This is a genomic window from Stutzerimonas marianensis, assembly GCF_022810315.1.
Classification (GTDB): Bacteria; Pseudomonadota; Gammaproteobacteria; order Pseudomonadales; family Pseudomonadaceae; genus Stutzerimonas; species Stutzerimonas marianensis.
Genome location: NZ_JALGRD010000007.1, coordinates 271,377 through 290,918, shown reverse-complemented (window position 1 = coordinate 290,918; position 19,542 = coordinate 271,377). Strand labels below are relative to the sequence as shown.

Sequence of the window (19,542 nt, the reverse complement as noted above, 5' to 3'; positions counted from 1 at the left end):
TATGCCTCGTCAGTGTATTCGTGCGGCGACCAGGGGCGCTCGAGCCCGGTCACCCGTACGTCTAAATGCCTGTCCTACTGTGCTTCGGGCTTGAAACGCACCACGAAGCCGTCGAGCTTCTGCTGACGCTGCAACTGGTCGCGCAAACGGTTCGCTTCGGCGCGCTCGACCAGCGGGCCGACAAACACTCGATTCATGCCGTCGGCTGTGCGGATATAGGCGTTGTAGCCCTGAGACCGCAGCGTACGCTGAAGCTTCTCCGCGTTCTCGCGGCTGGACAGGCTTGCCAGCTGCACCGACCAGCTCACGGGCAGACCTGACGCGTCCAGGCGCTGGCCGTCCCCTTCAGCTTGCGCCGGGCCAGACTCCGGTGCGGACGAAGGTGCTGGTGTGGGTGCGTCCGGAGCCGGAGCCACTTCAGGCGCGTCGGCGATCGGAGCGGAGGGTAGCTCGGGCTCCGGGGTTGGCGAGACTCCTTCGACGACCGGCTCCTCTTCGATGATTTCGAACGACTCCGGTACCGGCTCCGGCACCTCAACGGGGGTCGGTTCAATCTCTGGCGCCTCGGGCGACTCCGGCATACGCGGCGCGTCGACCACCACCTCGCGCCCGGCATCCTCGCGATTGAACAGCATCGGCACGAAAATCACCGCCAGCGCGACCAGCACCAACGCGCCTACGATTCGTTGCAGCAATCCCTTATCCAGCAATGTCTCGCCCTCCGTTTTCCGCATTGCGCTCGAGCCACGTCAGCGCCTCAGCCACGCAATAGAAAGAGCCAAAAACCAATATTTCGTCCGATTCGGTCACCTCGGTACCCTGCGCCTCGATCGCCTGCGCCACGTCTGGCCAGATACTGACCGAGGCGCCTCGCTCGTTCAATGCCTGAGCCAACTGCTGCGCTGTGCAAGAGCGTGGACTGGGCAAAGGCGCAACGGCCCATGCGTCAATAGCGCCGAGCAACGGACCGACGACCCCGGCCAGATCCTTGTCGGTCAACAGACCGAACACGGCGGTGCGCCGTCCCAACACGGGTCGTTCCGCCAGGCGGCATGCGAGGTACTCGGCGGCATGAGGATTATGCGCCACATCTAGGAGCAGATTGAGTCGCTTACCACGCCAGACAATCTGACGGCGATCGAGACGGCCCGCGATCCGCGTGCTCGCCAAAGCCTCACTCAGGCGATCGGGCTGCCAGGGCAGGTCGAGCAGCGCATAGGCCTGCAACGCAACCGCAGCGTTCTCCATGGGCAGATCCAGGAGCGGCAGATGATCGAGCAGCAGGGGCTGCCCATCAGCAGCCAGGCCGCGCCAACGCCACCCGCCAGGGGTAGCGGCAAGATCGAACTCGCGTCCGCGAAGCATCAGCGGTGCGGGCAAGCGATCAGCCACTTCGAGCAGCGTCGCCGGTGGACGCGAATCACCGCAGACGGCAGGTGCGCCCGAGCGGAAGATCCCTGCTTTTTCGAAGCCTACGCTTTCCCGGGTGTCACCCAACCACTCCGCATGATCGAGGCCAATGTTCGTGACGACCGCAACGTCCGCAGCGACCAGATTGACCGCATCCAGGCGGCCTCCCAGCCCCACTTCAAGCACCACCGCATCGAGCTGTGCACGTTCGAATAGCCAGAACGCCGCCAAAGTCCCCATTTCAAAGTAGGTCAGTGACGTCTCGCGCCGTGCCTGCTCGACGACTTCGAAAGCCTCGCAGAGGGCAGCATCGCTTGCTTCGCGACCATCGATGCGGACGCGCTCGTTGTATCGGAGCAGGTGCGGCGAGCTGTACACGCCGACTTTCAAGCCTTGTGCGGACAAAAGGCTCGAGATGAACGCGCAGGTGGAGCCCTTACCGTTGGTGCCTGTAACAGTCACCACCCGCGGCGCCGGGCGCTTGAGCCCGAGCCGCTGCGCAACGAGTCGGGCGCGATCGAGCCCCATGTCGATCGCGGTCGGGTGCAAGCGCTCCAGATAACAGAGCCAATCCTCCAGCCCCCGATTGGTCATGCAGGAGCGTTGACCAGTGCCGGCTCAGCAGGCGTTGGCAGCCGCTGCAGTTGCGCCAGGAGACGAGCGAGTCGTGCACGCAGTTCTGCACGCGGAATGATCAGATCGATCGCACCATGGTCAAGCAGGAACTCGCTGCGCTGGAAGCCTTCGGGCAACTTCTCTCGCACCGTCTGCTCGATGACGCGCGGGCCGGCGAAACCGATCAGCGCCTTGGGTTCGGCCACGATCACATCGCCCAGCATCGCCAGGCTCGCGGAAACCCCCCCGTAAACCGGGTCAGTCAGCACGGAAATAAAGGGCAGACCTTCTTCACGCATGCGCGCCAGTACGGCTGAAGTCTTCGCCATCTGCATCAGGGAAATCAGGGCTTCCTGCATGCGCGCACCACCGGAGGCCGCGAAGCATACCAGCGGACAGCGCTGCTCCAACGCGGCGTCCGCTGCTCTGACGAAGCGCTCACCAACGATCGCACCCATCGAGCCGCCCATGAAGGAAAACTCAAAGGCACAGGCGACAACCGGCATGTTCATAAGTGTGCCGCTCATGGCGATGAGCGCGTCCTTTTCACCGGTCTGCTTCTGGGCTGCGGACAGGCGATCCTTGTACTTCTTGCTGTCACGGAACTTGAGTCGGTCGACCGGTTCGAGCTCCGCCGCGATTTCATGCCGCCCATCCTTGTCCAGAAAGATGTCCAGACGCGTGCGGGCGTCGATGCGCATGTGGTGCTGGCACTTCGGGCAGACATCCAGGCTTTTTTCCAGCTCGGGACGATAGAGCACCGCCTCGCAAGACGGGCACTTATGCCAAAGCCCTTCCGGGACTGAGCTCTTCTGCGATTCCGAGCGCATGATCGAGGGGATCAGCTTGTCTACCAGCCAGTTGCTCATGCTTTTATTCTCCACAGCTTGTCTGTCCCGCGCGTGAGCATGCACGCTACAGGCGAATTCATCGTGGCGGCTCGGGCTCCGTCGGAGCGCTCCGTACCGCGAAAGCGATGCGCCACAAAGGCCGCACCGAACGTGCCAAAAACACCCGACTCACCGCCGGGCCGCACTGAATACCGGCTAATCTGCCAGCGAGCGGTAACTGGACGGCATCCAGCACCGGTTCGTCACACCCACCCTCTTACTCTTCTCACGAAATCGCGAACACGGTCGGCATCCTTGACACCCTTGCGCACCTCCACGCCGCCACTCACGTCTACGGCGTAAGGCTTGACCTGAGCGATGGCACGTTCGACGTTTTCGGGGTTTAGCCCGCCGGCAAGCACCAAAGGTTGACTCAAATCGCGCGGGATCAGTGACCAATCGAACGACTCGCCGGTCCCGCCGGGCACGCCGGCGACATAGGAATCGAGAAGGATCGCGCTGGCACCCTGGTATTCGCCAGCGTGTGCGCGGACATCGATCCCCGGTTTGACGCGCAGCGCCTTGTACCAGGGCTTATGGTAACCGTCGCAGTCCGCCGGGGATTCATCACCATGGAACTGCAGCATGTCCAGTCGAACCGCATCCAGCGTTTCGTTGATTTCGCAGCGCGAAGCGTTGACGAACAAGCCGACGGTGGTGACGAAAGGCGGCAACGCCGCAACGATAGCCCGCGCCTGCCGAACATCGACTGCGCGCGGGCTCGGCCTGTAGAAAACAAGACCGATGGCGTCCGCGCCCGCCTCGGCGGCCACGACTGCATCCTCAACACTGGTGATGCCACATATCTTGGTGCGAACGATGGCCAACGGTGGGATACCTGCGATAAAAGACCTTCGATCTTAACAAAAGCATCGAGGCCTGCAAGCGGCCATTCATACACCGAGTCGAGGGGACAAGGCCCGCCCCTTAGCGCGGCCTAACGTCCGGCAGGCCTGAAAGAAAGTGAGGCCCCAGATAGCGATTGGGGAGCTCGAACTCCTCGGGGTAATCGACCTCGACCAGGTACAGGCCGTAGGGGTGCGCCGTTACGCCGCCGGTTCGCCTTACCCGCGACTCCAGCACCTGTTTGGCCCACTCGACAGGGCGCTCACCAGCACCAATCGTCATGAGTACGCCAGCAAAGTTGCGCACCATGTGATGAAGAAATGCGTTTGCCCGGACATCGACGACGATCAGACGTCCATGCTGCAACAGTTCCAGATGATGAATCGTCTTGACAGGCGACTTGGCTTGACACTGACGCGCACGAAAGGCGCTGAAATCATGGGTGCCCACGAACGCTTTCGCCGCCTCGCGCATCAAATCAATATCGAGCGGACGGTGGTTCCAAGTGACCTCTTCGGCCAGATGCGCCGGCCGTATCTGGTCGTTATAGATGACATAACGATAACGGCGAGCCATGGCGCTGAAACGCGCATCGAAGTGAAGCGGCATTTCCTTGGCCCAGGTCACGCTGATGTCGCCTGGCAGGTTCATGTTGGCACCCATCACCCAGGCATGCATGGACCGGGTAACAGGCGTATCGAAATGGACGACCTGCGCACAGGCATGGACCAGAGCATCCGTCCGTCCCGCGCAACTCAACGTGACCGGATGCCCGCCCGCAACCTTGCTCAATGCAGTTTCCAGGGACAGTTGGATAGACGGCACGCCATCACGCTGGCGCTGAAATCCACGATAGCGAGAGCCCTTGTACTCGACTCCGAGGGCAATCCTGGAAATGCCAGCGGCAGCCAAGGAGGCTGCCGCTTCAGGTACTGCATCGATCATGTTCAGGCGAGTTTGGCGAGCATCTCGCGCGCCTCTTGTTGCTGAACATCGCTTCCTTCGTTCATCACTTCGTCCAGGATATCCCGTGCCCCTTCGGCATCGCCCATATCGATATAGGCCCGCGCCAGATCCAGCTTGGTGGTGGTCTCATCAGTGTCCGAGAAGAAATCAAAATCATCGCCGAGTTCATCGACCGACTCGGCAGCAGGCGCTGCCGGCTCCTCCAGATCGCGCGAAAGATCCTGAAGCTCGGCCTCGACCTCTTCGAGCCTGGAGGCGAAGCTTTCAGGCTGAGCCGACGTATCTTCCTCTTCGAGCGAAAGGTCGAACTCATCGGGCATCGCCGCCGTTTCGGTCAATTCGGGCAACTCGAAATCGAAGCTGTCAGCCGTAGGCTTGGTAACAGAAGCGTCGGCAGCCGCGCTCATGTTCAAGCCAAGTTCATCGTCGCGATTATCCGCTGGCTGCGCCTGTTCTTCGTCGAGATCAAGCGAGAACGCTGCCATTTCCTGCTCGAAAGACACGTCCGATGCGGTCGATTCATCGAGCTCAAGCGCGAAGTCATCCCCACGCTGCTCTTCAGCAGCCGCCTCCAGCGACAGCTCGTCAAAGCTGAACGCATCGGTCTCGGAAACGCCCTTCGGCTGCTCGACAGGCGCAGTGGACTCGTCTAGCTCCAGATCATCGAGACTCAAATCGAAAGCGCTATCGGACTCAGCCTTAGCTACCGGTGCCGCAGGGCCATCCAGATCGAGATCATCCAGGCTCAGCGTGTCGAGATCATCCTGACTGGAGGCTGCTGCACCCGTAGCGAAACCGGCCGCGGCAGCCACCGCCATGCCGGGGTAACGTGCCTTCAATAGCTCGATAGCAGGTGTCGAGCCACCGATATCGCGAAGTTCCGACTCCTGACGGGCGAAACCTTCACGGTCTCCCAGCTCGGCGTAGACCTCCATCAATTTCAGACGCAGATCGCTACGCTGAGGCTCATCATTCAAGGCGTTTTGCAGCAGTTCGGCGGCCTGATTGAATCGGCCATAGGCGATGTAGATATCGGCTTCCGCGAGCGGGTCGGTCGCCGCACCAGCCAATGCGTCAGCCGGGCTCGTTTCAACAGGCGCCTGGTTGACGTGATTGTCCTTGCCGGATGCAGCACCCTCATGAACGGCGCCGTAGAAATGATCGTCCTCATTTTCGGCAAGCAGACTTTCCTGCAGCTCTGCCTCCTTCATTGCGTTGCGTCTCGACAGCGCCATCAGGCCGACCAGCAGCAACAGGAGCGCACTGCCTCCGATCACGCCCAGCATTACCGGATTGCCCATGAGGTCGTCAACAAAGCCACCGGATTCCGGTGCCTCGGAGCTGGGGGCAGATACAGGTGCCGGCTCAGGGGCAGCGGCAACAGGAGCAGGTGACGTCTGCGCGGTCGGCTGCTGAACTGGCTCGACGGGCTGCGCCGTGTCGTCCTGTTCGACGGGTGACTCACTGCCCTGAGCATCCGCACCGGCCGTAACCGGCTCGGCCGCCCCATTGCCAGCGTCAGCCTGAGTGTCGACTGGCCCTTCGACGCCAGCCGGCGCACTAGATATCGGCTCAGCATCGGCGCCCAGCTGGGCCTGAAGCTTGGCCAGCTGATTGTCCTTGAGCTCCATGAGGCGCTGAAGCTTGTCGAGCTGCCCCTGCAGATCATTCAGGCGATCCTTGAGATCCAGATTTTCTCGGCGACTGGAGTCCAGGCTCTCTTCAGTAACGGCGAGCTTGTCGCGAAGCGACTTGGTGTCGTCAGTACCTCCAGTATCGCTACCGGTGGTGGCCTCACCCGCCTCAGGTGCAACCAGACGCAAATTGTCGCCTGTCTCGCTGCGGGCAGGCGCGGCACCAGCCTGACCCCGCTGAGTGGCGTCGAGCTGGCGCGAGCCCTGGCCCGCGACACCGGCCCCCTGCCGCCAGCTGGCATTTTGCTGCGCCACTTGCTGAATCGCCTCAGCCTGGGAGCGGCTCCGGACCTGCTCCTCGGTTGGCAAACGCAGCACCTGACCGTTTTTCATGCGATTGATATTGCCGCCGATGAATGCATCAGGATTCAGATCCTGGATCGCAAGCATGGCTTGATGGACCGTACCACCCTGACGCGCGCGTTCGGCAATCTCCCACAACGTGTCGTTAGGTGTGACTTTGTACTCATTACCCTGAAGTGGCGTAACCGTGGAGGCGGCAGGGGTGCCTGCCGCTGAAGGCGTGGGGGTACGCGATGGCGCGGCGGGCCTCGAGGTCGGTACGGAAACCGGCAGCTGCGGAGCGACGGCCGCGGCGATTTCCGGCGAATACAGTGGCGGATCGAGAAGCAGCGTGTATTCACGCAACAGACGACCGTTCGGCCACAGCACCTCGATCAAAAAGTTAAGGTAGGGCTCGCGAACCGGCTTGGTCGAAGACACGCGAATGATGCTCTTGCCATCAGGCCGCAGCACCGGCGTAAACGTCAGGTCAGTGAGAAAATACTGACGATCAACGCCCGCCTTGTTGAAGTCCTCAACCGAGGCCAGCACCGGAACAACCTCGCCAGGCGCAAGGGATTTCGCATCGAGCAGCTCGATCTCAGCGACAAGAGGCTGATTCAGCGCCGATTTCAGGGTGACTTCGCCCAACCCTAGCGCGTAAGCCATTTCGGAAGTCAACGCGGTAGCAGCCGCGATTGCCAGCACCAGATTGCGAACCCGAACCATTGATGTAATCCCTTGTTTTTTAACTTTCTCGGATTTTCGAGAGAGAGGCCATAATCACTGCCCATGCCGCCCGGATGGCGGCCCCCGTCAGCGACAAGCCTGTTAACACCGTCAGCTAGAATAGTTCTTTGAACTTTCAGTAAGTATCTTTTACAGATAGTGTTTTATCAACAACCGACCCGACCGCACCGCATTAAGCCTCAGGCCTTTTCGCACGTTATCAGACACAATCCACAATTTGACCTGCGCGCTGCCTAAGGTCAGGTCCCTGTCAGCGAATCCGCATTCTGGGCAGGATGGCGTGCACGTGACGTTAGCTATCCAACCTTCCGGCGCTGAACCGCGGACGTGCCGGACTCTATAGGAAATCAAAGCCCTTTCCGCCTATATCGGCCGCAGCCCGACGAACGTGAAGCACTTCTGTTCCATGCGTCACAAATCGCCGGCTTATTCCTTCTGGCAAAAAAAACGCCACGGCAATGCGTGGCGTTTTCATCTGACAAACTGAAACGAAGCTTAGCGCTCGAGCAGGATTCGCAACATGCGACGCAGCGGCTCGGCGGCACCCCACAACAACTGGTCACCCACAGTGAAGGCGCCAAGGTAGTGCGAGCCCATGTTGAGCTTGCGCAGGCGCCCCACCGGAACGGTCAGCGTGCCGGTGACGGAGGTCGGACTCAACTCCTGCATGCTGGCATCGCGATGATTGGGTACCAGTTTGACCCACGGATTGTGCTGGCTGATCATCCCCTCGATGTCCGAAATCGGCACATCCTTGTTCAGCTTGATCGTCAATGCCTGACTATGGCAGCGCATCGCACCGATGCGGACACAGATACCGTCGACCGGAATCGGACTCTTGAAACGCCCCAGGATCTTGTTGGTCTCGGCCTGTGCTTTCCACTCCTCGCGGCTCTGCCCGTTTGGCAGTTCCTTGTCGATATAGGGGATGAGACTACCAGCCAACGGCACGCCAAAATTATCGACGGGGAACGCCTCGGAGCGCTGGCAATCGGCAACCTTGCGATCGATGTCCAGAATCGCACTGGCCGGGTTCGCCAGGTCATCGGATACGGCGTCATGGATACTGCCCATTTGCTTGATCAGCTCACGCATGTTCTGAGCGCCTGCGCCAGAAGCCGCTTGGTAGGTCATGGCACTCATCCACTCGACCAAACCATTCTCGAACAAGCCACCCAGCCCCATCAGCATCAAACTGACGGTGCAGTTGCCGCCGATGTAATTGAGCGTGCCGGCATCGAGCTGATGGTCGATCACCTTACGGTTCACCGGGTCCAGGACGATGACCGCGTCGTCCTGCATGCGCAGGCTCGAGGCAGCATCGATCCAGTAGCCCTTCCAGCCCGCCTCGCGCAGTTTGGGAAACACCTCATTGGTGTAATCCCCGCCCTGGCACGTCAGGATTACATCGAGCGTCTTCAACTCATCGATACTGTAGGCATCCTTGAGCGGCGCAATGTCCTTGCCGATCGAGGGGCCTTGGCCGCCCACGTTGGAGGTGGTAAAGAATACCGGCTCGATCAGGTCGAAATCCCGCTCCTCCAGCATCCGCTGCATGAGCACGGAACCGACCATGCCGCGCCAACCGATCAGACCTACGCGTTTCATCAACTACACCTATATATGAAGTGGCCCGCCGTGCAGACCGTCAAAAACAGACTGTGCTTGCATGTTCGATGAGAGGTGATCCTCCCTCGCACGCCGGCGTCACTCAGCGTCACCACCTGACCGTCGCCCGCAAGCGTTATCGACGGCCCGGTGCAATGGGGCCAGAAAGATTACAGCTTCGCGAGCGCGGCGACTACCGCATCACCCATGGTTCGGGTATCGACCTTCTGGCAACCCTCGGACCAGATGTCCCCAGTCCGCAGCCCCTGGTCGAGCACATCACTGACTGCCCGCTCGATGGCATCCGCCGCCTGCGTCTGGCTGAAGCTGTAGCGCAACATCATGGACACAGACAGAATGGTCGCCAGCGGATTGGCGATGCCCTTGCCTGCGATGTCCGGGGCCGAACCATGGCAGGGCTCGTACATGCCCTTGCTGTTGGCGTCCAGCGAAGCGGACGGCAGCATGCCGATAGAACCGGTCAGCATGGAAGCCTCATCCGACAGGATGTCGCCGAACATGTTGTCGGTGACGATCACGTCGAACTGCTTCGGTGCCCTGACCAGTTGCATGGCAGCGTTATCGACATACATATGGCTGAGCTCGACGTCCGGGTAATCCTTGGCCACCTCCTGCACCACAGCGCGCCAGAGCTGACTGGACGCCAGCACGTTGGCCTTGTCCACCGAGCACAGCTTCTTGCTGCGTACACGCGCCATGTCGAAACCAACCTTGGCGATACGACGAATTTCGCTCTCGCTGTAGGGCAGCGTGTCGTAGGCCATGCGCTCGCCGTTATCGAACACCTTGTTTTCGCGCGGCTGGCCGAAATAGATACCGCCGGTCAGCTCACGAACGATGAGGATATCGAGGCCGGCGACGACTTCCGGCTTGAGGCTGGACGCATCGGCAAGCTGCGGATACAGGAGCGCCGGACGCAGGTTGCCGAACAGGCCGAGCTGCGAGCGAATCTTCAGCAGGCCACGCTCCGGACGGATTGCCGGGTCGATGCTGTCCCACTTGGGGCCACCAACGGCGCCCAGCAGGACGGCATCGGCAGCACGCGCGCGTTCCAGGGTCTCGTCCGCCAGCGGTACGCCATACTTGTCGATCGCAGCACCACCGAGATCGTCATAGCTCAGTTCGAAGCCGAGCTGAAACTTGTCGTTGGCCAGCTCCAGCACCTTGACCGCCTCGGCCATGATTTCCGGCCCGATGCCGTCACCGGGGAGAATCAGAATCTGCTTACCCATTGTGTCCTCAATTGGTTTTCATCGGTCGCGCCTAGGGGAAACGACCCGCTTTACTTATTGAACGGGCCACCGTGCGTGGACGGCGGCCCGTAGATCTGGCGAATGCGATGGTCTTGCGCAGCCGGGCAGAACCGCTCCCAGACCAGGCCGTTGCAATCCGTATCGCTGGAAAAACCTTCAACCCCATCGATCTCGAAACCCACATGGCGCAAGGTTCCGCCCTGCCCCGGCATCTCGTTGATGGAGAAATTCAGTAGTTCGGTGCGCCACATGGCGTATCGACCCGGCACCACCACGGTCGCGGCCTGCCCCAGGCGACGATCATATTCGGCGATCGACGCCTGCAGATCATCGACCGCCAAGGCGATGTGGAATCGTTTCATGCCACCACCTTCAGCGAATGGCACCGAAGAGCCAGGGCTGGCGCTGCCGATGACCGGTTTCGAAGGCTTCGATCGCCTCGGCGTCCTGCAGGGTCAGGCCGATATCGTCCAGGCCATTCAACAGACAGTGCTTACGGAAGGCGTCTATGTCGAAGGTGTACTGCTTGCCGTCCGGACGGGTCACCGTCTGCGCTGCCAGGTTGACAGTCAACTGGTAGCCCTCGGTGGCCTCGCACTGCTGGAACAGCTCGTCGACCTCCTCGTCCTTCAACACGATTGGCAGCAGGCCGTTCTTGAAGCTGTTGTTGTAGAAAATATCGGCAAAGCTCGGCGCAATCACCGTGCGGAAGCCATATTCATCCAGGGCCCAGGGCGCATGCTCACGCGAGGAGCCACAACCGAAATTTTCCCGCGCCAGGAGCACGCTGGCGCCCTGGTAGCGTGGGAAGTTCAGGACGAAGTCCTGGTTCACGGGGCGCTTGGAGTTGTCCTGGTTCGGCTGGCCGACATCCAGATAGCGCCACTCATCGAACAGATTCGGGCCGAAACCGGTCCGCTTGATGGATTTCAGAAACTGCTTGGGGATGATCTGGTCGGTGTCGACATTGGCACGGTCGAGCGGACAGACCAAGCCCGTGTGCTGGGTAAAGGCTTTCATTGCTGAGCTCCCGCATTGAGCAATTCGCGAACATCGACGAAGTGACCGGTGACCGCCGCGGCGGCCGCCATGGCCGGGCTCACCAGGTGGGTACGGCCACCCGCGCCCTGGCGCCCTTCGAAGTTACGGTTGGAAGTCGAGGCGCAGTGTTCGCCGCTGCCGAGCTTGTCCGGGTTCATTGCCAGGCACATCGAGCAGCCAGGCTCGCGCCATTCGAAACCAGCCTCGATGAAGATGCGGTCCAATCCTTCGGCTTCGGCCTGCTGCTTCACCAGTCCAGAGCCAGGGACCACCATCGCCTGCTTGATGGTCGCAGCGACCTTGCGACCCTTGGCGACTTCAGCCGCGGCACGTAGGTCCTCGATCCGCGAATTGGTGCAGGAGCCGATGAAGACGCGGTCCAAACGAATCTCGGTGATCGGCTGGTTCGCGGTCAGGCCCATGTACTTGAGCGCGCGCTCGATCGAACCACGCTTGACCGGGTCGGCTTCGGCGGCAGGGTCCGGCACGCGCTGGTCGACGGGCAGCACCATTTCCGGCGACGTGCCCCAGCTCACCTGCGGTTTGATTTGGGTGGCGTCGAGCTCGATGACGGTATCGAATACCGCGTCGGCATCGGATACCAGCCCCTTCCACAACGCCACTGCCCGCTCCCAGTCGGCGCCCTTCGGGGCGAACGGCCGGCCCTCGACGTAGGCGATGGTCTTCTCATCGACCGCCACCATGCCAACACGCGCGCCGGCTTCGATGGCCATGTTGCAGAGCGTCATCCGGCCTTCCATGGAAAGGTCGCGGATCGCGCTGCCTGCGAACTCGAGCGCATGCCCGTTGCCACCGGCGGTGCCGATCTTGCCGATCACCGCCAGGACGATGTCTTTCGCGGTGACGCCCGCGGGCAGCTGGCCTTCGACGCGCACCTGCATGTTCTTCATCTTCTTGGCGACCAGGCACTGGGTAGCGAGCACGTGCTCGACCTCGGAGGTGCCGATGCCATGCGCCAGCGCGCCGAACGCGCCATGGGTAGAGGTGTGGGAGTCGCCGCATACCACGGTCATGCCCGGCAGGGTGGCGCCCTGCTCCGGGCCAATCACATGAACGATGCCCTGGCGCACGTCGTTCATCTTGAACTCGAGGATGCCGAAGTCATCGCAGTTTTCGTCCAGCGTTTGCACCTGCAGGCGCGACACTTCGTCGGCGATCTGCTCGATGCCGCCCTTGCGCTCGCTGGCGGTAGTCGGCACGTTGTGATCCGGCGTAGCGATGTTGGCGTCGATACGCCAGGGTTTGCGACCCGCCAGACGCAGCCCTTCGAACGCTTGCGGCGAGGTCACTTCGTGAAGGATGTGCCGATCGATATAGATCAGTGAAGAACCGTCGTCGCGGCGCTTCACCTCGTGCATCTCCCAGAGCTTGTCGTACAGCGTCTTGCCGGCCATTGGATTTTCCTCATCAGTTCTTTGGGCATTAGCCCTGCTGCTTATGGGGTGATCCTATGGCCTGCGTTCGAATTACTCAAATTCATATTTTTCATCCAAAGCATTCCATGCTGGAATAGTCGCATCGACGGTAAGGGGAGACTTCGCATGGATCTGGCCAACCTCAGCGCGTTCATTGCCATCGCTGAAACCGGCAGCTTTTCACTGGCCGGAGAACGGCTTCATCTGACGCAACCGGCGGTCAGCAAACGACTCGCCTCGCTCGAGTCGCAACTCGCTGTTCGTCTGTTCGACCGGCTCGGTCGCGAAATCAGCCTGACCGAGGCCGGCCGTGCCCTGCTGCCCCGCGCTTACCAGATTCTCAACGTGCTGGACGATACCCGTCGTGCGCTGACCAATCTCAACGGGGACGTCAGCGGCCAGCTCTCGCTGGCGACCAGCCATCACATCGGCCTGCATCGCCTCCCGCCCTTGCTTCGCCGTTTCACCCGGTCTCATTCGAAGGTGAACCTGGACATTCGATTTCTGGATTCGGAAATCGCTTACGAAGAAGTGCTGCACGGGCGCGCAGAGCTGGCCGTTATTACGCTAGCCCCGCAGACGGCACCGCCTGTGCTGGCGTATCGCATCTGGGACGACCCGCTCGATTTCGTCGTGGCGCCGGAACATCCGCTGGCGCAAAGAACGGTAATCAGCCTGGAGGACATCGCTACCTTTCCGGCGGTATTCCCTGGCGAGAACACCTTTACGCACCACATCGCTCATCGCTTGTTCGAACAGAAGGGGCTGAAGCCGAACGTGGTGATGAGCACCAATTACCTAGAGACGATCAAGATGATGGTGTCCATCGGCATCGCCTGGAGCGTCCTACCTCGCACCATGCTGGATGAGCAAGTCGTCAGGCTACCGGTGCCCGGCGTACAGCTCGCGCGGCAACTGGGCTACATCAGTCACAGCGAGCGCACCCTGTCGAATGCGGCCAAAGCGTTCATGGGTTTGCTCGAGGAAGCCGCCATTCCAGCCGAGGGGTGAAAATGAAAAAAAGGGCGTCTTGCGACGCCCTCTTGGCAGGTCAGGCCTCTTCCAGCGCCAGGCGTTCACCGTTGATCGGGATACGCTTGGGCTTGGCCTCTTCCGGTACGACACGCTCGAGCTCGATGCTCAACAGGCCGTTATTGAGCGCTGCGCCCTTGACCTCGATGTGGTCGGCCAGGCGGAACGACAGCTTGAACGCGCGCTGGGCGATGCCCTGATGCAGATAGGTGACGTTCTCGCCACCGTTTTCCCGCTTGCCGCCGGTGATGGTCAACACGCCACGCTCGACCTGCAGGTCCAGATCGGATTCCTGAAAGCCAGCGGCTGCTACGATGATGCGGTACTCGTCATCGCCGTGCTTTTCCACGTTATAGGGCGGGAACGAACTGTTGGCGTCGTTGCGCAGGGCCGACTCGAACAGGTCGTTGAAACGATCGAAGCCAATGGATTGGCGGAACAAGGGAGCCATTGAAAAGTTGCTCATGGTGCTATCTCCTGAAATCAGCGAGTGTGGTTGCGGAACCCGAATTCGGCATTCCGTGATCCCCTAGATAAGCTCCACTCAACCTATTTCAAGACCGTTCGTCGGGAGTCATTTTCATGTCCAGAGTCATGTTGATCACCGGCGCCAGCCGGGGCATCGGGGCCGCAACTGCCCGGTTTGCGGCGGCGGAAGGCTATGCGTTGTGCCTGAATTATCGTCAGCGGCAGGACGCCATGGACGCCTTGGTCAAGGAGCTGCGCGCGGCTGGCACCGAGGTGATCGCAGTCCCGGCAGACGTGGCTGACGAACAACAGGTGGCGCGACTGTTCGCGACCCTGGACGACCAATTCGGCCGCCTCGATGTGCTGGTAAACAATGCCGGCATGCTCGAACGGCAGATGCGTCTCGAGCAGATGGACGCCGCACGTCTGGCGCGCGTCTTTGGCGTCAATGTCGTGGGCAGTTTCAACTGCGCGGCGCAGGCCGTGAAGCGCATGTCCACTCGGCATGGCGGACAGGGCGGCGCGATCGTCAATGTCTCGTCGATTGCGGCAAAGCTGGGAGCACCGAACGAGTACATCGACTATGCCGCCGCCAAGGGCGCGATCGACAGCATGACGCTGGGTCTGGCCAAGGAAGTGGCCGCCGAGGGCATCAGGGTCAATGCCGTCAGGCCCGGAATCATCGAGACCGAGATTCATGCCAGCGGTGGCGAACCTGGTCGGGTCGAGCGGGTGAAAGGCAGCGTGCCCATGGGGCGTGGCGGGCTCGCCGAGGAAGTTGCCGCGGCCATCCTCTGGCTCGCCAGCGATCGCGCCAGCTACACCACTGGCGCACTGCTGGACGTCAGCGGCGGACGCTAACTTGCCGCGTCGATGAAAGCCGGGCTGTCGACACCCAGCAACGCATCGAGGCGCTCGCAATCATTCTCGCGACGCAAGCGGGCGAACAGCTCCACCGCTTCCGGGTAGCTGCGCGTAAGCATGGAAAGCCACTGCTTGAGCCGCCCGGGTGCATAACGCGGAGACAGTTTGCGGCGCGCCTGCAGCCAGAAGTCAGCCAGCAACGGTTGCAGGTCCGCCCAGCTCATCGGCTCCAGCGTCTCCCCTCGCCTCGCCGCGGCGATCTGCAGCGCCAGGTCCGGCCGAGAGACCAGGCCGCGGCCGAGCATGATGTTCTCGGCCGCGCTGACCTCACGGCAACGCTGCCAATCCTCGACCGACCAGATATCCCCGTTCGCGTACACCGGAACGGACACGACCTCCTGCACCCTTGCCACCCATTCCCAGTGCGCGGGCGGTTTGTAGCCCTCGACCTTGGTTCGGGCGTGCACGACCAATTGCTCGGCGCCTCCCTCGACCAGCGCACGGGCGCAGTCGAGCGCGCCGTCAGGGCTGTCGAACCCCAGGCGCATTTTCGCCGTGACTGGAATGGATGAGGGCACCGAACGGCGCACCGCCTGCAGAATCGCGTGCAGCAGCTCCGGCTCCTTGAGCAGCACCGCGCCGCCGCGTGACTTGTTGACCGTCTTGGCCGGACAGCCGAAGTTGAGGTCGATGGCCGGCGCGCCGAGACTGCAGGCAAGCGCGGCGTTTTCCGCCAGCAAGACGGGATCCGAGCCCAGCAGCTGCACCCGCAGCGCGGTACCCGCACGAGTGGTAGCGCCGTGTCGAAGTTCGGGCGCGAGCTTGTGAAAGCTCGAGGCGGGCAATAGCCGATCCGACACGCGAATGAACTCGGTGACGCACCAGTCGACGCCGCCCACGCTCGTCAGGATGTCTCGAAGAATTTCATCGACCAGCCCTTCCATGGGCGCCAAAGCGATCTGCATCAGTAACGGCTCAGCCCGAAAAAGGGCCGCATTGTACGGGCCGACCGAGCGCTTGCACACGGCACACTTGCGCGGCTACTGCTCCGCTTCGTCGGAATCCTGGATAGAGTCGGTGCCGGTCGTAGCCCCCGTACCGCCAGTGGTACCGGTCGCACCGGTACCCATGGTGCCGAGAGCCGAGTCATCGCGAGGCGCTTCTTCGCGGCTATCGGTGGCGTCACGCTTCTCGACGCCAATACTCGAAGCCGGCTCTTCCATCGCTCCGGTACCCGTGGTCGACGGATTGGAGAGATCACCGTCGGCATCAGCCATCGCCAGGCCCGACAGCAGCAAGGCGCTCGCTGCCATTGCACTGATTCGTTTCATCGGTTTTACCTCCGTCAAGTGGGTCACTCGTCCTCGTCGCCAAGGGTCCGGCGCGGACGATGCTCCATGTCGGTGTCGGTATCGCCATGTTCAGGCTGCTCGTAGCGGGACTGTCCGCCGTCGCCGTCGCCCTCGGCCTCGTCATCCGGCAGCCGTTCTATTCCTTCGCCCGTGCCCATCGAGCCATTGCCCAGCGAGCGATCCGCGGGTGCCGGCCCCTGCTGCGCCAGGAGCGGGTCAACGCTTTCGAGCGGTGTGGCTACGGCCCATCCTGCGATCGTCAGCGTGCCGATCAGGCTAACCATTGATCTCGTTGCGTAGGTGCGCATCTCGCCTCCTTCAAACCACCTGTTTCAAGCGTTAGGCACCCCGCTACGCGAACAGTGCGCCAATCGGCACGGCCAGCGACCAGTGGCAGGGGGAACCCTCGGCGCCAAGAAGGGGTCCACTGATCGGGCCGCACGAATGCGGCTCGGCGTTCGATGATCAGCCGGCACCGGCAGAAAGGAATTCAAGATGATCAATCCCGCTCTGGTAATCGCTTTAGTCATTCTCGGATGGGGCAGTGCCGCCGTCGCCATGTTATGGGGCTTGCTGCGCGTCATTCGCCATCATTACCAAGGGCTCCCGCCGCAGGCCGAGAGCCGGCCCAGCCCGCGGAGCGAGCGGCATGAAGTCAAGGTTTCGCTAAGCGCCTGAAAAGAGTTCGGCTTTTTTCTTGTTCAGGGGTGACAGATCAGCGTAAAGCTGTAGAATGCCGGCCCACAGACGCGGGATGGAGCAGTCTGGTAGCTCGTCGGGCTCATAACCCGAAGGTCGTCGGTTCAAATCCGGCTCCCGCAACCAAATCAGAAAAGGGCCACTCGATGAGTGGCCTTTTTTCGTTCCAGCGGCTGACGAGTACCAGTGGGTTCCGCTAAACCCCTGAATCAAAAAGCCTATTTTTCTTTTATCGGTTGACAGTCAGCAGTCAGCCTGTAGAATGCCGGCCCACAGACGCGGGATGGAGCAGTCTGGTAGCTCGTCGGGCTCATAACCCGAAGGTCGTCGGTTCAAATCCGGCTCCCGCAACCAAATCAGAAAAGGGCCACTCGATGAGTGGCCTTTTTTCGTTCCAGCGGCTGACGAGTACCAGTGGGTTCCGCTAAACCCCTGAATCAAAAAGCCTATTTTTCTTTTATCGGTTGACAGTCAGCAGTCAGCCTGTAGAATGCCGGCCCACAGACGCGGGATGGAGCAGTCTGGTAGCTCGTCGGGCTCATAACCCGAAGGTCGTCGGTTCAAATCCGGCTCCCGCAACCAAATCAGAAAAGGGCCACTCGATGAGTGGCCTTTTTTCGTTCCAGCGGCTGACGAGTACCAGTGGGTTCCGCTAAACCCCTGAATCAAAAAGCCTATTTTTCTTTTATCGGTTGACAGTCAGCAGTCAGCCTGTAGAATGCCGGCCCACAGACGCGGGATGGAGCAGTCTGGTAGCTCGTCGGGCTCATAACCCGAAGGTCGTCGGTTCAAATCCGGCTCCCGCAACCACATAGGAAAGCCACTCTCAGGAGTGGCTTTTTTTTTGCCTCGAAATCACCCTCGCCTCGCCTCTCGCACAGGCCAATCGCGCGACTCAATGCAGTCCGATTAGCGACCACTAAATCGAACGACTTAGTTCCAAAAGCCGATTGCGTTTTTTCGCGCCTAGCTCGACGCCGCGTTTAATAATTCGCAGGCTTTTAGGCGCCAGCCCGACAAATCAAACACTTAAGCCAGCACCACCCCAAAACCCCAAAAAAAATTACCAACGGATATTGACGACCGTCATGTTCTGATTGATAACTGTGTCACACGAAATTACGAGACAGGATGTTTCACCGTCGCCCGCCCTGCCTAGGCAGAGGTGCCGCTGCGGAGGTTAGTTGCAGGGAAAGGCAGTCTCTACAGCGTCCTGGCTGTGCCGTCCTGATTCCGACACGTTGCAAGATCCTCGAATACCCAGCGAGTGCGGTAGCTTTGCCTGAATCGCCACAGGCCAGCATTTGCAAGGGCTACAGAGAGGTCACAGGCGCATCCAATCCAGACTTTGCCTCGACGAGGCAAGATGGCGGTAGCTTTACCCGCCGTAATAAAGACGTGCAAAACATTATTTGCTTTAAGTCGGTTACAACGAATAAGGCGCATTGAAGCGTCACGATATAAATACCTTAAGCGTGCGTGACCATTTGTATTCGACGACACCCTTGTCATGAATAACAGGAGCGCATTCGTGAGCCCTTCATTCCGCTATCCCGACATTGAAAGCCATGCACTGATTGCGCGCGAAATGAATAACTCCGGTTATTCATGTATCGCCAACTTCCTAACGTCTGAACAACTTTCTTCCCTGCGGGAAGTTGTCCAAACCGAGGCCACGAACCGCGGCGGAGAATACTTTGCACATCATGGCGGCGAGGTAATAAATCGCTCCCTTTTGGGCGTGCTAGGCGCATCGCCTGTCTTTCGCGAGCTGCTTTCTGGGCTCTATCGGCAGGGCACCGGTCGTACCGCCTACAGCGACAAAATTTATCAGGTGCTGCGGTGCGTACAGGGTGGTTCGGGACGCCGTGAATCCAATTGCTTTCATTACGACGCGAGCCTTGTGACTGTCCTCCTGCCCATCGAAATACCGCAACAAGGCACGCATCGAGGTGACTTGATCGTATTTCCGAATGTTCGAGGCGTGCGCTCGAGCGTCTTGTTCAACGTGCTGGAAAAGACGCTGCTGCAAAACCGTCTGACCCGTTCGTGGATCACAGCTGCCATTCGCCGAGGCTGGCTCAGGCCGAAAAAGCTCCAGCTGGTCCCGGGCAATCTTTATCTGTTCTGGGGTTATCGCAGCCTGCACGCCAACGAGCCCTGCGACCCCGCCGCCCGCCGGGCTACCGCCATCTTCCATTACGGCGACCCCCATGCCGGAAGCCTCGCAACCCGTCTGATCCTCAAACTGAACCAGCGCCGCGCTCGGCGCGCCACGGCTGCCAGCGCGCAGCGGGCTGCCTGACCGCTCCAGT

General features: G+C 60.8%; 19 protein-coding genes, 4 tRNA genes and 1 pseudogene. 8 read left to right on the top strand and 16 right to left on the bottom strand.

Features of this window, described 5'->3' with window-relative positions:
* Positions 1–74 precede the first annotated feature (74 nt).
* The 12 genes and pseudogenes from MST27_RS14355 to leuC form a co-directional block, all read right to left on the bottom strand.
* Complete coding sequence (locus tag MST27_RS14355) at positions 75–734, bottom strand: SPOR domain-containing protein (RefSeq protein WP_243606619.1); 660 nt, start codon at positions 732–734, stop codon at positions 75–77.
* Positions 700–2,004, bottom strand: coding sequence for a bifunctional tetrahydrofolate synthase/dihydrofolate synthase (gene folC / locus MST27_RS14350; protein WP_243606618.1), 1,305 nt, complete (start codon positions 2,002–2,004; stop codon positions 700–702). The genes MST27_RS14355 and folC overlap by 35 nt, the downstream gene beginning before the upstream one ends.
* Positions 2,001–2,894, bottom strand: a complete 894-nt coding sequence (gene accD, locus MST27_RS14345) for an acetyl-CoA carboxylase, carboxyltransferase subunit beta (RefSeq protein ID WP_243606617.1) — start codon at positions 2,892–2,894, stop codon at positions 2,001–2,003. The genes folC and accD overlap by 4 nt, the downstream gene beginning before the upstream one ends.
* 224 nt (positions 2,895–3,118) lie before the next feature.
* Positions 3,119–3,742 carry a phosphoribosylanthranilate isomerase gene (locus tag MST27_RS14340; protein ID WP_243606616.1) on the bottom strand — a complete coding sequence of 208 codons (624 nt, stop codon included), beginning with the start codon at positions 3,740–3,742 and terminating at the stop codon, positions 3,119–3,121.
* A gap of 100 nt (positions 3,743–3,842) precedes the next feature.
* A complete protein-coding gene (truA, locus tag MST27_RS14335) occupies positions 3,843–4,706 on the bottom strand; it encodes a tRNA pseudouridine(38-40) synthase TruA (protein WP_243606615.1) in 864 nt (287 codons plus the stop codon).
* A gap of 2 nt (positions 4,707–4,708) precedes the next feature.
* Positions 4,709–7,432 (bottom strand): motility hub landmark protein FimV, encoded by a 2,724-nt coding sequence (locus tag MST27_RS14330; RefSeq protein WP_243606614.1) that lies wholly within the window; start codon positions 7,430–7,432, stop codon positions 4,709–4,711.
* Between the two features lie 150 nt (positions 7,433–7,582).
* A pseudogene (locus MST27_RS14325) lies at positions 7,583–7,678 on the bottom strand (aspartate-semialdehyde dehydrogenase); the annotation flags it as partial.
* Positions 7,679–7,948: 270 nt separating this feature from the next.
* A complete protein-coding gene (asd, locus tag MST27_RS14320) occupies positions 7,949–9,061 on the bottom strand; it encodes an aspartate-semialdehyde dehydrogenase (protein ID WP_243606613.1) in 1,113 nt (370 codons plus the stop codon).
* Between the two features lie 170 nt (positions 9,062–9,231).
* A complete protein-coding gene (gene leuB / locus MST27_RS14315) occupies positions 9,232–10,314 on the bottom strand; it encodes a 3-isopropylmalate dehydrogenase (RefSeq protein WP_243606612.1) in 1,083 nt (360 codons plus the stop codon).
* Between the two features lie 50 nt (positions 10,315–10,364).
* Positions 10,365–10,697, bottom strand: a complete 333-nt coding sequence (locus tag MST27_RS14310; protein ID WP_243606611.1) for a VOC family protein — start codon at positions 10,695–10,697, stop codon at positions 10,365–10,367.
* 10 nt (positions 10,698–10,707) lie between these two features.
* Entirely contained in the window at positions 10,708–11,355 is a 648-nt protein-coding gene (leuD, locus tag MST27_RS14305; RefSeq protein WP_243606610.1) for a 3-isopropylmalate dehydratase small subunit, read from the bottom strand.
* Positions 11,352–12,791, bottom strand: a complete 1,440-nt coding sequence (gene leuC / locus MST27_RS14300; protein ID WP_243606609.1) for a 3-isopropylmalate dehydratase large subunit — start codon at positions 12,789–12,791, stop codon at positions 11,352–11,354. The genes leuD and leuC overlap by 4 nt, the downstream gene beginning before the upstream one ends.
* Positions 12,792–12,938: 147 nt before the next feature.
* Here leuC and MST27_RS14295 point away from each other — a divergent pair, with 147 nt between their 5' ends.
* Positions 12,939–13,823: a LysR family transcriptional regulator gene (locus MST27_RS14295; protein ID WP_243606608.1), complete on the top strand. Its 885-nt coding sequence runs from the start codon at positions 12,939–12,941 to the stop codon at positions 13,821–13,823.
* A gap of 40 nt (positions 13,824–13,863) precedes the next feature.
* Here the strand turns inward: MST27_RS14295 and MST27_RS14290 are convergent, their stop codons facing one another.
* A complete protein-coding gene (locus MST27_RS14290) occupies positions 13,864–14,310 on the bottom strand; it encodes an Hsp20 family protein (protein ID WP_243606607.1) in 447 nt (148 codons plus the stop codon).
* Between the two features lie 116 nt (positions 14,311–14,426).
* Between MST27_RS14290 and MST27_RS14285 the strand changes: the two genes are divergently transcribed.
* Positions 14,427–15,173 (top strand): SDR family oxidoreductase, encoded by a 747-nt coding sequence (locus MST27_RS14285; protein ID WP_243606606.1) that lies wholly within the window; start codon positions 14,427–14,429, stop codon positions 15,171–15,173.
* On the opposite strand, the gene MST27_RS14280 is transcribed toward MST27_RS14285, so the two are convergent.
* The 3 genes from MST27_RS14280 to MST27_RS14270 form a co-directional block, all read right to left on the bottom strand.
* Positions 15,170–16,141 carry a tRNA dihydrouridine synthase gene (locus MST27_RS14280; RefSeq protein WP_243606605.1) on the bottom strand — a complete coding sequence of 324 codons (972 nt, stop codon included), beginning with the start codon at positions 16,139–16,141 and terminating at the stop codon, positions 15,170–15,172. The genes MST27_RS14285 and MST27_RS14280 overlap by 4 nt on opposite strands.
* A gap of 75 nt (positions 16,142–16,216) precedes the next feature.
* Entirely contained in the window at positions 16,217–16,507 is a 291-nt protein-coding gene (locus MST27_RS14275; protein WP_243606604.1) for a hypothetical protein, read from the bottom strand.
* A 23-nt stretch (positions 16,508–16,530) separates the two neighbouring features.
* Positions 16,531–16,836 (bottom strand): hypothetical protein, encoded by a 306-nt coding sequence (locus MST27_RS14270; RefSeq protein WP_243606603.1) that lies wholly within the window; start codon positions 16,834–16,836, stop codon positions 16,531–16,533.
* Between the two features lie 187 nt (positions 16,837–17,023).
* Between MST27_RS14270 and MST27_RS14265 the strand changes: the two genes are divergently transcribed.
* The 6 genes from MST27_RS14265 (at position 17,024) to MST27_RS14240 (ending at position 19,532) form a co-directional block, all read left to right on the top strand.
* Positions 17,024–17,206, top strand: a complete 183-nt coding sequence (locus MST27_RS14265) for a hypothetical protein (RefSeq protein ID WP_243606602.1) — start codon at positions 17,024–17,026, stop codon at positions 17,204–17,206.
* Positions 17,207–17,276: 70 nt separating this feature from the next.
* Positions 17,277–17,353, top strand: a tRNA-Met gene (locus tag MST27_RS14260).
* Positions 17,354–17,504: 151 nt separating this feature from the next.
* A tRNA-Met gene (locus MST27_RS14255) sits at positions 17,505–17,581 on the top strand.
* 151 nt (positions 17,582–17,732) lie between these two features.
* Positions 17,733–17,809 (top strand) — tRNA-Met (locus MST27_RS14250).
* Positions 17,810–17,960: 151 nt separating this feature from the next.
* Positions 17,961–18,037: transfer RNA gene (locus tag MST27_RS14245), tRNA-Met, on the top strand.
* 778 nt (positions 18,038–18,815) lie between these two features.
* On the top strand, positions 18,816–19,532 hold the full coding sequence (locus MST27_RS14240) for a hypothetical protein (protein WP_243606653.1): 717 nt from the start codon (positions 18,816–18,818) through the stop codon (positions 19,530–19,532).
* Positions 19,533–19,542: the final 10 nt, after the last annotated feature.

Coding starts and splice junctions, on each gene's coding strand:
- MST27_RS14275 (WP_243606604.1), bottom strand. CDS start 16,507: ATGAAACGAATCAGTGCAATGGCAGCGAGCGCCTTGCTGCTGTCGGGC.
- MST27_RS14295 (WP_243606608.1), top strand. CDS start 12,939: ATGGATCTGGCCAACCTCAGCGCGTTCATTGCCATCGCTGAAACCGGC.
- leuC (WP_243606609.1), bottom strand. CDS start 12,791: ATGGCCGGCAAGACGCTGTACGACAAGCTCTGGGAGATGCACGAGGTG.
- truA (WP_243606615.1), bottom strand. CDS start 4,706: ATGATCGATGCAGTACCTGAAGCGGCAGCCTCCTTGGCTGCCGCTGGC.
- MST27_RS14280 (WP_243606605.1), bottom strand. CDS start 16,141: ATGCAGATCGCTTTGGCGCCCATGGAAGGGCTGGTCGATGAAATTCTT.
- accD (WP_243606617.1), bottom strand. CDS start 2,894: ATGAGCAACTGGCTGGTAGACAAGCTGATCCCCTCGATCATGCGCTCG.
- MST27_RS14355 (WP_243606619.1), bottom strand. CDS start 734: ATGCGGAAAACGGAGGGCGAGACATTGCTGGATAAGGGATTGCTGCAA.
- MST27_RS14310 (WP_243606611.1), bottom strand. CDS start 10,697: ATGAAACGATTCCACATCGCCTTGGCGGTCGATGATCTGCAGGCGTCG.
- leuD (WP_243606610.1), bottom strand. CDS start 11,355: ATGAAAGCCTTTACCCAGCACACGGGCTTGGTCTGTCCGCTCGACCGT.
- MST27_RS14270 (WP_243606603.1), bottom strand. CDS start 16,836: ATGCGCACCTACGCAACGAGATCAATGGTTAGCCTGATCGGCACGCTG.
- MST27_RS14285 (WP_243606606.1), top strand. CDS start 14,427: ATGTCCAGAGTCATGTTGATCACCGGCGCCAGCCGGGGCATCGGGGCC.
- MST27_RS14290 (WP_243606607.1), bottom strand. CDS start 14,310: ATGAGCAACTTTTCAATGGCTCCCTTGTTCCGCCAATCCATTGGCTTC.
- asd (WP_243606613.1), bottom strand. CDS start 9,061: ATGAAACGCGTAGGTCTGATCGGTTGGCGCGGCATGGTCGGTTCCGTG.
- MST27_RS14240 (WP_243606653.1), top strand. CDS start 18,816: ATGAATAACTCCGGTTATTCATGTATCGCCAACTTCCTAACGTCTGAA.
- folC (WP_243606618.1), bottom strand. CDS start 2,004: ATGACCAATCGGGGGCTGGAGGATTGGCTCTGTTATCTGGAGCGCTTG.
- MST27_RS14265 (WP_243606602.1), top strand. CDS start 17,024: ATGATCAATCCCGCTCTGGTAATCGCTTTAGTCATTCTCGGATGGGGC.
- leuB (WP_243606612.1), bottom strand. CDS start 10,314: ATGGGTAAGCAGATTCTGATTCTCCCCGGTGACGGCATCGGGCCGGAA.
- MST27_RS14330 (WP_243606614.1), bottom strand. CDS start 7,432: ATGGTTCGGGTTCGCAATCTGGTGCTGGCAATCGCGGCTGCTACCGCG.